At 62.0% G+C, this 13,222-nt stretch carries 11 protein-coding genes; 4 read left to right on the top strand and 7 right to left on the bottom strand.

The genetic code is table 11. The features are described 5' to 3' along the window. Positions 1 to 13 precede the first annotated feature (13 nt). Genes ACSQ36_RS33385 through ACSQ36_RS33370 form a run of 4 tightly spaced genes read left to right on the top strand, consistent with a single transcriptional unit; the run spans position 14 to position 5,152 of the window. Positions 14 to 1,504, top strand: coding sequence for an aldehyde dehydrogenase (locus tag ACSQ36_RS33385; protein WP_436185356.1), 1,491 nt, complete (start codon positions 14 to 16; stop codon positions 1,502 to 1,504). Positions 1,505 to 1,514: 10 nt separating this feature from the next. Beyond that, complete coding sequence (locus ACSQ36_RS33380) at positions 1,515 to 2,480, top strand: VOC family protein (RefSeq protein WP_436185355.1); 966 nt, start codon at positions 1,515 to 1,517, stop codon at positions 2,478 to 2,480. Then, positions 2,473 to 3,702 carry an NAD(P)/FAD-dependent oxidoreductase gene (locus ACSQ36_RS33375; protein WP_436185354.1) on the top strand — a complete coding sequence of 410 codons (1,230 nt, stop codon included), beginning with the start codon at positions 2,473 to 2,475 and terminating at the stop codon, positions 3,700 to 3,702. Before ACSQ36_RS33380 ends, ACSQ36_RS33375 begins: the two co-directional genes overlap by 8 nt. A 34-nt stretch (positions 3,703 to 3,736) precedes the next feature. Next, the gene (locus tag ACSQ36_RS33370; RefSeq protein WP_436185353.1) at positions 3,737 to 5,152 is read left to right on the top strand and encodes an MFS transporter; all 1,416 of its coding nucleotides are present in this window, start codon (positions 3,737 to 3,739) and stop codon (positions 5,150 to 5,152) included. An 81-nt stretch (positions 5,153 to 5,233) separates the two neighbouring features. On the opposite strand, the gene ACSQ36_RS33365 is transcribed toward ACSQ36_RS33370, so the two are convergent. Genes ACSQ36_RS33365 through ACSQ36_RS33335 form a run of 7 tightly spaced genes read right to left on the bottom strand, consistent with a single transcriptional unit; the run spans position 5,234 to position 13,094 of the window. After that, on the bottom strand, positions 5,234 to 5,755 hold the full coding sequence (locus tag ACSQ36_RS33365; RefSeq protein ID WP_436185352.1) for an NADH-quinone oxidoreductase subunit B family protein: 522 nt from the start codon (positions 5,753 to 5,755) through the stop codon (positions 5,234 to 5,236). Continuing rightward, the gene (locus tag ACSQ36_RS33360; RefSeq protein WP_436185351.1) at positions 5,755 to 7,305 is read right to left on the bottom strand and encodes an NADH-quinone oxidoreductase subunit C; all 1,551 of its coding nucleotides are present in this window, start codon (positions 7,303 to 7,305) and stop codon (positions 5,755 to 5,757) included. The genes ACSQ36_RS33365 and ACSQ36_RS33360 overlap by 1 nt, the downstream gene beginning before the upstream one ends. 3 nt (positions 7,306 to 7,308) lie before the next feature. Next, positions 7,309 to 8,769 carry a hydrogenase 4 subunit F gene (locus tag ACSQ36_RS33355; RefSeq protein WP_436185350.1) on the bottom strand — a complete coding sequence of 487 codons (1,461 nt, stop codon included), beginning with the start codon at positions 8,767 to 8,769 and terminating at the stop codon, positions 7,309 to 7,311. Then, positions 8,762 to 9,421, bottom strand: a complete 660-nt coding sequence (locus tag ACSQ36_RS33350) for a formate hydrogenlyase (protein ID WP_213764928.1) — start codon at positions 9,419 to 9,421, stop codon at positions 8,762 to 8,764. The genes ACSQ36_RS33355 and ACSQ36_RS33350 overlap by 8 nt, the downstream gene beginning before the upstream one ends. Then, a complete protein-coding gene (locus tag ACSQ36_RS33345) occupies positions 9,422 to 10,372 on the bottom strand; it encodes a respiratory chain complex I subunit 1 family protein (RefSeq protein WP_213764929.1) in 951 nt (316 codons plus the stop codon). Continuing rightward, positions 10,369 to 12,378, bottom strand: a complete 2,010-nt coding sequence (gene hyfB / locus ACSQ36_RS33340) for a hydrogenase 4 subunit B (RefSeq protein WP_436185349.1) — start codon at positions 12,376 to 12,378, stop codon at positions 10,369 to 10,371. The genes ACSQ36_RS33345 and hyfB overlap by 4 nt, the downstream gene beginning before the upstream one ends. A gap of 20 nt (positions 12,379 to 12,398) precedes the next feature. Next, on the bottom strand, positions 12,399 to 13,094 hold the full coding sequence (locus ACSQ36_RS33335) for a fused MFS/spermidine synthase (protein ID WP_436186440.1): 696 nt from the start codon (positions 13,092 to 13,094) through the stop codon (positions 12,399 to 12,401). Between the last annotated feature and the right edge of the window lie 128 nt (positions 13,095 to 13,222).

Here is a 13,222-nt window from a genome sequence, read left to right as displayed (position 1 = left end):
GAAGGACACTTTAATGAACTCTCCCGAATCCAGTCTTCTTGTATCGAGCGACATCCTGATCGGCGGCGAATGGCGCGCCGGTCGCGGCACGGCTTACACGAGCCTGTACCCGGCCGACCAGTCGATCAACGCCGAGATCAGCGCCGCCAACGCGGACGACGCCCGCGAGGCCGTCGAAGCGGCCGATGCGGCCTGGCGCAAGTCGAACTGGGCGGGTTTGAAACCGCATCAGCGCGCGGCCGTGCTGCATCGCATTGCTGACCTGATCACCGCGCGCCATGAAGCGCTCGCGCAACTGCAACGCCGCGACAACGGCAAGCCGATCACCGAGACGCGCGGACTGGTCACGAGCGCGGCCAACACGTTCCGCTACTTCGCTGCGTGCGTCGAGACGCTTGAAGAATCGCTCACGCCTTCGCGCGGTGACTTCATGACGATGAGCGTGCATGAACCGCTCGGCGTCGTGGCGGCAATCACGCCGTGGAATTCCCCCATCGCTTCCGATGCGCAAAAGCTCGCACCGGCGCTGGCCGCCGGCAATGCAGTCATTTTAAAGCCCGCTGAGGTGACGCCACTGGCTTCGCTGGCGCTTGCCCGCATCTGCGAAGAGGCCGGCGTGCCCAAGGGCGTGCTGAGCGTTCTGCCGGGCAAGGGATCGATTGTCGGCGACGCGCTGGTGCGCCATCCGCTGGTCAGGAAGATCGCGTTCACCGGCGGTACGGAAGTGGGGCGCGGGATCGCGCGGCTGGCGGCGGACAAGCTGATGCCAGTCTCTCTGGAACTGGGCGGCAAATCGCCGACCATCGTTTTCGCCGATGCCGATATCGACCATGCCGTGAATGGCGTGCTGTACGGCATCTTCAGTTCGTCGGGCGAGTCGTGCATCGCGGGTTCGCGCCTGTTCGTGCAGCGCTCGATCTACGACACGTTCGTCGCGCGCCTGGTGCAAGGCGCGAAACGCCTGCGCGTGGGCGACCCATCGCGCGAGGACACGCAGATGGGGCCGCTCATCACGGGCCAGCATCGCGAGTCGGTCGAGCGCTACGTGGCGCTCGGACTGGAAGAGGGCGGCAAGCTGCTGTGCGGCGGAGAACGTCCCGCAGGCGAGAACCGCGAACAAGGCTTCTTCTACTCGCCCACGATCCTCGACGGCCTGACCAACGAGGCGCGCATCTGCCAGGAAGAAATCTTCGGGCCGGTCCTCGTCGTGCTGCCTTTCGACGACGAAGCGTCGCTCATGCGCGAAGCCAACGACAGCGTCTTCGGGCTCGCAGCCGGTATCTGGACGAACGACTACAAACGCGCATGGCGAGTGGGCCGCGCGCTGGAAACCGGCACCGTCTGGATCAACACGTACAAGCAATTTTCGATTTCGACGCCATTCGGCGGCTGGAAGGACAGCGGCATGGGACGCGAAAAGGGCCACCTCGGCATTCGCGAATACATGCAGCAGAAGAGCCTTTACTGGGGCATGAACGACGCTCCGCTGCCGTGGGCCAACTAGGAAACGAGTCATGACTATTCTTGGCATTGAACAGGTCACCTACGGCGTGACCGACCTCGCAACGTGCAGGACATTTTTCAGCGACTGGGGCCTGAAAGAAGTCGCGCACGACGAAACCCACGCGCGTTTCGAAGCGCAGAACGGCTGCACGATCATGGTCGTCGATGCAGACGATCCAGCGCTCCCACCCGCTTTCGAACCAGGTCCGACGCTGCGCGAAGTGACATGGGGTGTCGCGAGCGCTGCGGAACTCGACGCTTTGCGCGGGAAGTTCGCGGGTCAACCGGGTCACTTCGAAACCAGCGATGCGGTGGGTTGCATCGACCCGAACGGCATGGCTATCCGCGTTGAAGTCACGCGCAAGCGCACGCTTGATATCAAGGGTTCGCCCTCGAATGTGTGGGGACAGGATCTGCGCATCAATACGCCGAGTCCCGTGTATGAACGCGCTGAACCTATCGAAGTCGGTCACGTCGTGTTCTTCACGAATTGCGTAGCCGAACAGGAAAATTTCTATCACGACCTGCTTGGCTTCGAGACGTCGGATCGCTATCCGGGGCGCGGCGCGTTCATGCGTTGCGCGCCGCACGGCGGCCATCACGACCTGTTCCTGTTGCAACTCCCCGACGGCAAGCGTGGGCTGAATCACGTCGCGTTCACCGTGCGCGATATCCATGAAGTCTTCGGCGGGGGCCTGCATATCAGCCGATGCGGCTGGACGACGCAACTCGGGCCCGGCAGGCATCCGGTGTCGTCCGCGTACTTCTGGTACTTCCAGAATCCCGCTGGCGGATTGATCGAGTACTACGCCGATGAAGACGTGCTCACGCCCGACTGGCAACCGCGCGATTTCGAACCCGGTCCGACAGTGTTCGCGGAATGGGCCGTCGACGGCGGTCTCGACGGCAACACGCGCCGGCAAAAGAACGCGAAGGCGCCGGAAGGGAAGTTCATGACGGAGCGTAAAAATGGCTGACGATCTGGCATTGAGCGAGCTGCATACGGTTGTGGTGATCGGCGGCGGGCAGGCGGCGGGATGGATCGTCAAGACGCTGCGCAAGGACGGTTTCACGGGGCGCCTCGTGATGATCGCCGACGAGATTCACTTGCCGTACGAGCGGCCGCCGCTCTCGAAAGCGGTGCTCTCCGGTGACGCCGATATCGACACGGTTCACCTGGTTTCATCCGATGACTTCGCAGCGCTGAACGTAGAAGCATGGCAGCCGGATCGCGCCGTGGCGATCGATCGCGAACGACGGATCGTGCGTACATCGCGGGGCCGCGAGGTGCGGTATGACCGGTTGGTGATTGCGACCGGCGGTGCTGCACGGCGCTTGCCGGAATCGCTTGTGAGGACATCGCACATCGCCTATCTGCGTACGCTCGACGACGCCGTGTCGCTTGGTGCGAGACTGCGAAAGAGTGCGCGCGTGCTCGTGATCGGCGGCGGCTGGATCGGCCTCGAGGTGGCGGCGACGGCGCGCAAGCTGGGCGTGGAGGTGACCGTCATTGAAGGTGCGGCGCGTCTGTGCGGCCGTTCGTTGCCGCAAACGGTGTCGGATTTCCTGTTGGCGTTGCATCGCTCGAATGGTGTCGATGTAAGGCTCGATGCGTTGCTCGTCGCGCTGGACGATCACGAGCAAGGGGTGCGCGCCTCGTTCGCGGACGGCAGCACGCTCGATGCGGATTTCGCGGTCGCGGGGATTGGCCTGGCGCCTCATACGGTGCTTGCACAAGAGGTGGGGCTCGATGTGAACGACGGCATCGTGGTCGATGAATTCGGGGCAACATCCGACCCGCTCATCTTCGCTTGCGGCGATGTCTCGAACCATCCGAACGCGTGGCTCAAGCGTCGCGTGAGGCTTGAATCATGGGCCAACGCGCAAAACCAGGCCATTGCAACCGCACGCGCGCTGATGGGCACGCGCGAGCCCTATGCGGAAATTCCGTGGTTCTGGTCCGACCAATACGACGTGAACCTGCAGATACTCGGCGACATTCCCGCTGGTATCGAACCGGTCATACGCGGCGACCTGGACGCGCGCCGCGCGAGTCTTTTCTTTCTGGAAGCGGGCGTTATCCGCGGCGTGATTTCAATCAACATGCCGCGCGACCTGAAGCTCGCGCGCAAGTGGATGAGCCAGGGCCGCGAGATCGACGTCGCGACCCTCGCCGATACGAGCAAGGCGCTCGCTTAACCCCATGGACGGCATACGAGGACGAGGTACAGACATGAGAACGTTTGGCAATACGTTAGGCAATACGATTGCAGCGCAGGGCGGGGCCAGTGCCTCGGGGGCGCTTACCGCCGGTTCGATCATCGCGCGGATCGAGCGTCTGCCGACCAACCCGATGCAGGTGCGTGCGCGCTTCCTGATCGGCGCGGCGACTTTCTTCGATGGCTTCGACGTCATCACCATCGCGACCACGCTGCCGCTGCTGATCCAGAAGTGGGGTCTCACGCCTGGACAGATCGGATTCCTGATTGCTTCGGGTTCGATCGGCCAGTTGATCGGGGCATTCCTCTTTCCGGCGCTGGCCGAACGTTTCGGCCGCGTGCGCTCGATTGCGTGGAGTTCCGGGATCATCGGCGTCACGAGCATTGCCTGCGGATTCGCACCGACGTTTGCCGTTTTCGTCGCGCTGCGGATTGCGCAAGGACTGGGGCTGGGCGGCGAATTGCCGGTCGCGGCAACTTATATCAACGAGATCACGCGGGCACACGGCCGGGGACGTTTCGTTCTGCTGTATGAAATAGTGTTCCCGATAGGGTTGCTGGCATCGAATGCACTGGGTGCCTGGATTGTGCCGCGCTTTGGCTGGGAGGTAATGTATATCATTGGCGGCGTGCCTCTGCTCCTGTTCTTCGCGCTGCGCAAGATCGTGCCTGAATCGCCGCGCTGGCTGGCATCGAAAGATCGTATGCACGACGCCGACCACGCGCTCAAGGCGTTCGAAGCAACGGTCAAGGGACCGTTGCCGCCGCTGTCTACCACCACCGAGTTCGACGCAATGGCGCATCGTCATCCCAAGCGTCGTGCACGTGATGTCTTCGGGGCTGCTTATATCAAGCGTACGATCGCGGTCGCGTTGCTGTGGATGACCTGCGGCGTCATTCAGTATGGCCTGTCGACCTGGCTGCCGACGATCTACAAGACTGTCTATCACTCGCCCCTGCAACTGGCGCTGAATCTGGCCGTGGCGGCGTCGCTCCTTGGCGTGGTGGGGTCCGTGATCTGTGCGCTGATAGTGGATAAGGTGGGCCGCAAACCGGTCATCAACGTGTCGTTCGTGTTGTGCGCGGTTTCACTGGCGCTCGCCGGTGTGTTCCACAACGAGTCGGTGTATGTGGTCGCGGCGTGCTGCGCGTTTGCCATCGGGTTCATGTCGTGCGGATTCATCACGGCATACGTCTATACGCCCGAACTGTATCCGACCAGCATCCGTGCGTTCGGTTGCGGCGTAGCCGGTGCGTGGTTGAAGCTGGCGGCCATCTTCGCCCCCGCGATGGTTGGCAAGACGCTCGTCGGCGGTCATCTCGACACGGCTTTGTACCTGCTCGCGATCGTGCCGATGCTGGCCGCGGTAGCGGTTCATTTTCTGGGCGTCGAGACGAAAGGGCGAGTCCTTGAACAGCTTGAGGTATGAGCCCGTCGATGACGCAGTTTGCCCGTCCAGCGCGTGAAAACCATGCCCACGACCACAGTCAGCACACGTCGCCGGTGGAGATCATGGAGGTAGGTGTTTCACGCGAAGCGCAGTGAGAATGCCCCTCAGGATATCGATGGGAGGCGGGGGGCAGCCCGGTATCGTGACGTCGATGGGAAGCAGAGTCGAGAGCGGTCCGCACACCGCGTAGCTTTCCCTGAAGATGCCGCCCGTGCACGCGCACTCGCCGACCGCGACGACCAGCTTGGGATGCGGCGTTGCTTCGTACGCTCGCCATACCGCTTCCTTCATGTTCAGCGTGAGCGGTCCGGTGACCAGCAGCATGTCGGCATGACGGGGACTGGCAACGAACTTGATTCCCAGGCCTTCGATGTTGTAGTACGGATTGCTAAGCGCATTGATCTCCAGTTCGCAGCCGTTGCAGGAGCCCGCGTCGATCTCGCGAATGCACAGCGCGCGGCCTAGCACGTCGAGGATTTCCTGCTGGATCCGATGGCCCTCGGTACGCCATGCGTCATCGCCCTCGGGCACACGTTGAGTAGGCGCGTCGGTCCTGGCGATCTGTTTGAGAAGTTGCCACATTACAGGTCGTGTCCAGCGTAGTTCAGATTGAACGACTTATTGATCAGCGGGAAATCAGGAACGATATTTCCGATGATCGCATGTTCAAGGGCCGGCCAGTTCTGCCACGACGGGTCATGGCAATGGCAGCGCGTAATGGTGCCGCCCGCGCCGGTTTCGAGTGCGACGAAAACATCGCCACGCCAGCCTTCGATCCAGCCCACCCCGCAGGATGGTGAGCCGTCGTGCTCGATCCGTGTCACGATGTCGCCGTCTGGCAGATCGCTCAGGAGGGTCCGGATCAGCCGGATGGACTCGTAGATCTCGTTGAAGCGGACAGCGACTCGCGCCGTCACATCACCCCGATCGTCGCTGACCATTTGCACCTGAACCTCATGGTATGGCGCGTACGGGTGATCAACGCGCACATCGATCTTCCGGCCGCTTGCACGTCCGACCAGCCCACACACATCGAAGTGCTGCGCTACCTTCGCAGAGAGAATGCCCGCACCCGCGAAACGATCCTGCAGTCCCGACTGGTCGTCGTAAATGGTTTGCATGACACGAACCTGCGCTTCAACCTGGTCGCACTGCGTCGACATCGCGGTGATGAAGCGCGGATCGAGGTCCGTTGCAATACCTCCCGGCACGATTCGATCCATCAGGTAACGATGTCCAAAAGCCCGGTCGTTCATGCGCAGCCAGTCTTCCTTCAGGCGCGAAAACTGGGCGAGGCCGTACGCAAACCCGGCGTCGTTGCCAAGCGCTCCGAGATCGCCCAGATGGTTGGCGATGCGCTCACGCTCGAGCAACATCGCCCGCAGCCACAGCGCGCGCGAAGGAACGCGGACGTTGAGCGCTTGCTCCACGGCCATGCAAAACGCCCATGAGAAGGCGACTGTGGTGTCTCCAGCGATCCGTCCCGCCAGACGATGCCCGAGCAGCAGCGGCGTGCGCTCGAACAGCCGCTCGATGCCCCGGTGCGCATAGCCCAACCGTTCCTCAAGTCGCAGCACTTTTTCGCCGACAACTGAGAAGCGGAAGTGCCCCGGCTCGATCACGCCTGCGTGGATCGGCCCCACCGCAATCTCGTGGACGCCGTCTCCGGCGACCGGCACGAACGGATAGTCGGCTTCCCGCGATTCAAATCGTTCGGTCCCGGAGGATGATTTTTGCAGCGGATAGTAGTCGGCGGGCCAGTTGCCATGGTTCAGCCACGGCCGGATATCGTCGGCGCCGATCGCCCGCAGCCCCAGCAGATCGTAGGCAGCCCGTTGCATGCGCGCCGCGCACGGAAAGACGGTCGACAGATCCGGGTATCCGTCCCCGTCGCCTACGGGCAGTTGAAGCCACAGGACGCCGTCTTCCAGCGCGTAAGCGGCAGAGATCACGAATGCGCCCGCGGCCTGTTCGGCACCCCACACGGAGATCAGCCGCCCGCCCGCCTCGCGCACCGTCCCGGCGGTGCGGGTCCACGTATCGGCATCGATTCGCGCCAGAAAAGCCGAAGACTTGCCCGCGAATGCAGACAGGCGGACCTGATTGGGAAACTCGAATGCCTCGATGCGCATGTGTTACCCCGCGATCATGGCCGCCGCTTGCCTATACCACGTCGCAAGATACGGCGGAATGTAGAGCCCCAGCATCAGGGCGATGCCGAGATGGACGAACACCGGCAGCAATGCCGGCGAGTGTTCAAGCGTCTTGGCCGTCGTTTCCCCGAACACCATGCCCTGCACGCGCACGAAGATGGCCGCGAACGCCACGGCAAGCGCGAGCAGCAGGAAGGGCGTGGCCCATGGCAGCGTGCTCATCGCGGTGGTCAGGATCAGGAACTCGCTCGCGAACACGCCGAATGGCGGCATGCCCAAAATGGCGAGCGCGCCCAGCATCATGCCCCACCCGACGGTTGGGCTCACGCGCAACAATCCCCGGATGTCGTCCATCGTCTGCGTACCAGCCTTTTGAACCGCGTGCCCGACGGTGAAGAAAATGGCCGATTTGACAAGCGAATGAACCGTCATGTGCAGCAGACCCGCGAAGGTCGCGATGGGGCCACCCAGCCCGAAAGCGAACGTCATCAGGCCCATGTGTTCGATCGATGAATACGAAAAGAGCCGCTTGACGTCCTTTTGCCGGAACATGGAAAAGGTCGCGACGAGCACCGAAACCAGCCCGAAGCCGATCAGCAGGCGCCCGGGCAAGCCGTTCTGAAGTGCGCCATCCGCGAGCACTTTGCAGCGCAACACCGCATAGAGCGCGACGTTGAGCAGCAAACCAGACAGCACGGCCGAAATGGGCGTCGGACCTTCGGCATGCGCATCGGGCAGCCAGTTGTGCATGGGCACCAGGCCGACCTTCGTGCCGTAGCCGATCAGCAGGAACACGAACGCGAGTGACATGATGGTCGGATCGAGGCTTCCCTTGACCGCGTTCAGACTGGTCCAGAGCAGCGCATCGTTGCCGCCGAGTTGCCGGCTCGCGGCGAGGTAGAGAAGGATCGTGCCGAACAACGCCTGCGCAATGCCGACGCCGCACAGGATGAAGTATTTCCACGCGGCTTCCAGGCTTGCTGCAGTCCGGTACACGCTGACCAGCAGCACGGTCGCGAGCGTGGCGGCTTCCATGGCGACCCAGAGTATCCCCATGTTGTTGGTGAGCAGCGCGAGCAGCATCGCGAAGATAAACAGTTGGTACATGCTGTGGTAGAGGCGCATGCGCCCGCCGGTCATCTTGCCGCGGTCACGCTCGATCCGCATGTATGGCCTTGAAAAAATCGAGGTGGTCCAGCCGACGAAGGCCGTCAGCGTGACCAGGAACACATTGAGCGGATCGACGAAGAAGAGCTTGCCGAGCGCGAAAGCCGGCCCGTGCGCCACGGTTTGCACGGCGAGCAGCGTGGCGGCCATGAACGTCAGGAAACTGAACCCGACGTTGAGGTTCGGCGCGACATGGTGCTGTCCGCCAAGCGCGAGACATCCGCCCGCGACCAGCGGGATGCCGAGAACCAGCAGCAGGACGTAGGCATCAGTCATCTTTGAGTTTTTCGAGGTGATGAATGTCGAGGCTGTCGAACTGCTCGCGAATCTGGAACATGAATACGCCAAGGATCAGGATGCCCACCAGCACGTCTAACCCGATGCCGAGTTCGACGATCATCGGCATGCCGTTGGTGGCAGCCGCGGCGGCAAAGAACAGGCCGTTTTCCATCGACAGGAAACCGATCACCTGAGGGATCGCCCTTGCGCGCGTAATCATCATCATGAACGACAACAATACGCAGGCGAGTGCAATGCCGAGTGTGCCGCGCGCGACCGACGAGGCAAGCTGACTGATGGGCGACGCCACGTTGAATGCGATGATGACGAGCACAATGCCTATCAGCAGGGTGGCGGGAATATTGAGGAGCGGCTCGACGTCCGTCTTCACGTTCAGGCGCCGCACCAGCCTGTAAAGTATCGAGGGAATCACGCCCACCTTGAGCAACAGGGTCAGCGCAGCGGAGATATAGAGGTGCGTATCGGCCGTGATGAACCCCAATATCAGGTTGGCTGAAACAAGCGTCAGGCCCTGCAGCGTATAGAGGTGAATCAACGACTGCATCCGGCGCTGGCTGAGCATCGCAAACGACAGCAGCAACAGGATGGCGGCCAGGAAGTTGATGATCTGCGTGGCGAAGCCGTGCATTCATGCCCCCAGTAGAAAGTGAACGAGCATCCCGATCACCGCCAGGAGGAAAGCCGTCGTGAGAAATTCCGGCACGCGGAAAATGCGCATCTTCGCATTGCTCGCCTCGATCACCGCGAGCACGATGCCGCCAACAAACAGCTTGATGAAAAGCACCGGTATTGCAAGAAGCAGGGCGAGCGGATTGCCCGCTTCGGCAATCCCCCACGGGATGAACAAGGCAAGACCAATGCAGGAATACGCGAATAACTTGAGGCTCGCGGCCCATTCCAGCAGCGCGAGGTGCCTGCCTGAGTACTCAAGAATCAGCGCCTCGTGGATCATCGTCAGTTCAAGATGCGTGGTCGGGTTATCGACTGGAAGCCGGGCGTTCTCGGCAAGCGACACCATCGTGAATGCAATCCCCGCGAATGCGAGGCTCGGATAGATCGCCAACTCGCGGTGACTGAGCGTTGCCACGATGCTGGTCAGCAAGGTGGACTGCGTGAGCAAGGACGCCGAAAACAACACCATCAACAACGCCGGCTCCGCGAGGAACCCGACGAGCATCTCGCGGCGCGCGCCGAGCGTGCCGAACGCGGTGCCGACGTCCATCGCAGCCAGCGAGATCCAGACCCGGGCCAGTGCGAAGAGGCCCACCAGGGCGATGGCGTCGGCGGCCGGCGACAGCGGCAGGTCCGTTGAAAGCGTCGGCACGATCGCGCATGCGAGTGTCATGCACGCCCACACGATATAGGGCGCGCCGCGGAACACGGGACTTGCGTGCTCCGCCACGACGGACTCCTTGTTGAACAGCTTGTGCAGCATTCGGTAGGGCTGCCAGATGCTCGGCGCCCGCCGGTTCTGCAACCGTGCGCGACACATGTTGACCCAACCCGTCAGCAAGGGTGCGGCCGCGAGTGCAAGCACGATCTCGAGTCCCTGCGAGAGCAGTCCGGAGGGCGTGATCATCGTCTCACCAGGATCAGCAGGACAATCAGCACGAGGAAGCTATGCATCAGATAGACCGCGATGCGGCCCGCCTGCAGCAACCCGGCGAGTGCAGCAACGCGCTTGACCAACCGCGCCACAGGCTCATAGATCAGGGTCCACGTGCGATCTGTCACGGTGACGCTATATACGGGGTGCGTGTCGAACGGCGAGGGGAGTTGCCGTTCGATCTTGAACAACGGCGTGAAGATCTCGCGGATCGGCTGCCCGAACCCTTCGGCCGTGTCCTGCATGCGTGCGTTCACGAACGGGTAGCCGCATGCCCAGGGTATGGCCCGACGCAGGCGCCCGTGGTAGAGACGGCGGACCAGCAGCCAAGCGAGCCCGCAACAGGCGAAGAAGAACAGCAAAAACACCACCGGCATGTAACTGGCCCGGTCTACGCTAGTGGGCGCCAGCAGCAGCCAGCCATTTTTCGCGACAGTTTGTCCGATGCCGGCGCCGACCAGCATCTGCGTGACGCGATCGAGAACGATCACGAACTGTACCGGCAGCAGACCTAGCAGCATGCATATTGCCGCGAGCCACACGAAGCCCACCCGCTCCCACGGGCTCGCATCCCGTGCGTCGCTCAGCTTCGCCTCGCGGGGCTGACCGAGAAAGATGATGCCGAAGAACTTGACCATCGTATAACCCGCAAGCGCGGCCACCAGCGCGATTAGCGCGGCAACGAGCGGCACTACCATGTTCAGGAACGAGTTCGGCAAGCCTGGGGTAAACAGAAAGCTTTGCAGCAGCAACCATTCGGAGACGAAGCCGCTCAATGGCGGCAGGCCGGCACTGGCAAACACACCCACGAGGACCACCCACGCGGTCCACGGCATGAAGCGGATCAGGCCGCCCAGGTGTCCGAGATTGCGTTCGCCCGTTGCGTGGAGCACTGAACCGGTTCCGAGGAACAACAGACTCTTGAACGTCGCGTGGCTGGCGATCTGATACAGCAGCGCCGTCAACGACAGCGCCGCCAGCGCGTTCATGCCATACGCGCGAAACAGGATCGCGAGTCCCATGCTGACGAACATCAGACCGATGTTGTCGATGGATGAGTAGGCGAGCAGCCGCTTCATGTCTGTCTGGACGGTGCTGAACACCACTCCGAACAAGGCGGTGAAGAGGCCGAGCGCCAGCATGAACGCACCCCACCACCACAGTTGGACATGCAGCAGATCGAACACCGTGCGAAGCAGGCCGTAGAGGCCGGCCTTCAGCACGAAGCCGCTCATGAGGGCAGACACCGGCGAGGGCGCTGCGGGATGCGCCTCGGGCAACCAGACATGGAGCGGAAAAATCCCCGCCTTCGCGCCGAAACCAAACAGTGCCAGCAGGAACGCGACGGAAGCCCAGAACACATCCAGATGCTGGAGCCGCATGTTGGCGAACGTGTAGTCGCCCGTGTTGGCCTGCAGCAGCCCGAAGCACAACAGCAATGCCAGTGCGCCGACATGCGAAATCAGGAAATACAAGTAGGCTGCCCGGCGAATCTCGGCTATGCGGTGATTGGTCATCACCAGGAAGGTGGCCGACAGCGTCAATGTCTCCCACGCAACCATGAAGCAATACGCATCGTCGGCCAGCAGCACGACCGCCAGACTCGCGAGGCACACGTGATACTCAAAACACAGCAACCCGGGCGGAGTGCCCTCGCCCTTGCGGAAATAGCCGGCGGAGAACGCGCTCACGCCTGTGCTCACCACGCCTAGTACGGCCACGAAATACGACGACAAGCCGTCAAGCCTTAAATGAAACGGCAGGTTCGGCAACCCGAGCGGCAGGATGGCTTCCTGGGGACCCGCGAAAACGCCAGCCACGCCCAGTACGCACAGCAGCAGGCCGAACACCGCACCGACAGGAAACAGGCCGTGCGCCACCACACGTGTGCGGCGCAGATTGGCCAGCCCCAACACCCCAACGACCAGCCAGCCCGCGACTACCAGCAGCACATAATGGATGATCAGCAAGTGTTCCATTGGCGTTCTCTCCGGTGCCGTCAAATGTCTTGTCTAACAGCTGCCTTGCCGGACGAAGGGTGTCGTGAGGCCGGTTCGCCGCGATGGTGGCGTTCCATTTTTTTGACATACCGGTACAGGTCAAGTCCCATCGATATCGTGATGGCTTCCGCGCGAGCGTAGAGGTCAAGCCATCCTGGCACGTTTGCCTGCTTCACGCCTATGGCGATGGTGTTGCCTTCGCGTCGCGCCATGGTGCGAAACAGCTTTCCGTTGCAGGCACCACGTATCCGGCCGAGGTAGGTGGTGAGCTGCGGGTCGCTGTTCAGCAGGTTGGCTACGAGCACACCTTCGTTACGCAGGGCGCTGTAGCAGGAATCGTAAAAGTACTGGCTCGACAGGCCGGCGGGCAGGCCAAACGCGTCGAAGCCGTCGAGCAGGATCACATCGGCGACGCCAACTTTGTCCGAGAGGTACTCGACCGCGTCGGCGTGCACGATCTGGAATCTTTCTGAATCAGGCGGAATGAAAAAGGATTCGCGTAACGCAATCACTCTCTCGTCGATTTCAACGGTGGTCACGCGTGCCGACGGAAACTTATGGAAGCAGTATTTGGACAGTGATCCCCCGCCGAGACCCACGATCAGGATGTCCTTGGGGTCGGACTGAAAAAGCTGGAATGACATCATGGCCCGCGTATAAGCGAGGTCGAGTTCCAGCGGATTACCTCTGCGCATTGAGCTTTGTATGCTGAAAGCGTCGAAACACAGCGACCGCGTGCATGGTTCATCGCGTACCACGGGCTTTCCAAACGTTTCTCCCCACTGCTCGGCGAGGGCATGCCTGAGTTGGTTGTGATCGGCTG

Origin of the sequence: Caballeronia sp. LjRoot34, from assembly GCF_964253815.1 — a bacterium.
Classification (GTDB): domain Bacteria; phylum Pseudomonadota; class Gammaproteobacteria; order Burkholderiales; family Burkholderiaceae; genus Caballeronia.
This window is presented reverse-complemented; position numbering and strand designations above follow the sequence as displayed.

Excerpts from the sequence above, each read along its gene's own strand:
- ACSQ36_RS33385 (WP_436185356.1), top strand. The coding sequence starts at position 14 with ATGAACTCTCCCGAATCCAGTCTTCTTGTATCGAGCGACATCCTGATC.
- ACSQ36_RS33380 (WP_436185355.1), top strand. The coding sequence starts at position 1,515 with ATGACTATTCTTGGCATTGAACAGGTCACCTACGGCGTGACCGACCTC.
- ACSQ36_RS33375 (WP_436185354.1), top strand. The coding sequence starts at position 2,473 with ATGGCTGACGATCTGGCATTGAGCGAGCTGCATACGGTTGTGGTGATC.
- ACSQ36_RS33370 (WP_436185353.1), top strand. The coding sequence starts at position 3,737 with ATGAGAACGTTTGGCAATACGTTAGGCAATACGATTGCAGCGCAGGGC.
- ACSQ36_RS33365 (WP_436185352.1), bottom strand. The coding sequence starts at position 5,755 with ATGTGGCAACTTCTCAAACAGATCGCCAGGACCGACGCGCCTACTCAA.
- ACSQ36_RS33360 (WP_436185351.1), bottom strand. The coding sequence starts at position 7,305 with ATGCGCATCGAGGCATTCGAGTTTCCCAATCAGGTCCGCCTGTCTGCA.
- ACSQ36_RS33355 (WP_436185350.1), bottom strand. The coding sequence starts at position 8,769 with ATGACTGATGCCTACGTCCTGCTGCTGGTTCTCGGCATCCCGCTGGTC.
- ACSQ36_RS33350 (WP_213764928.1), bottom strand. The coding sequence starts at position 9,421 with ATGCACGGCTTCGCCACGCAGATCATCAACTTCCTGGCCGCCATCCTG.
- ACSQ36_RS33345 (WP_213764929.1), bottom strand. The coding sequence starts at position 10,372 with ATGATCACGCCCTCCGGACTGCTCTCGCAGGGACTCGAGATCGTGCTT.
- hyfB (WP_436185349.1), bottom strand. The coding sequence starts at position 12,378 with ATGGAACACTTGCTGATCATCCATTATGTGCTGCTGGTAGTCGCGGGC.
- ACSQ36_RS33335 (WP_436186440.1), bottom strand. The coding sequence starts at position 13,094 with ATGCGCAGAGGTAATCCGCTGGAACTCGACCTCGCTTATACGCGGGCC.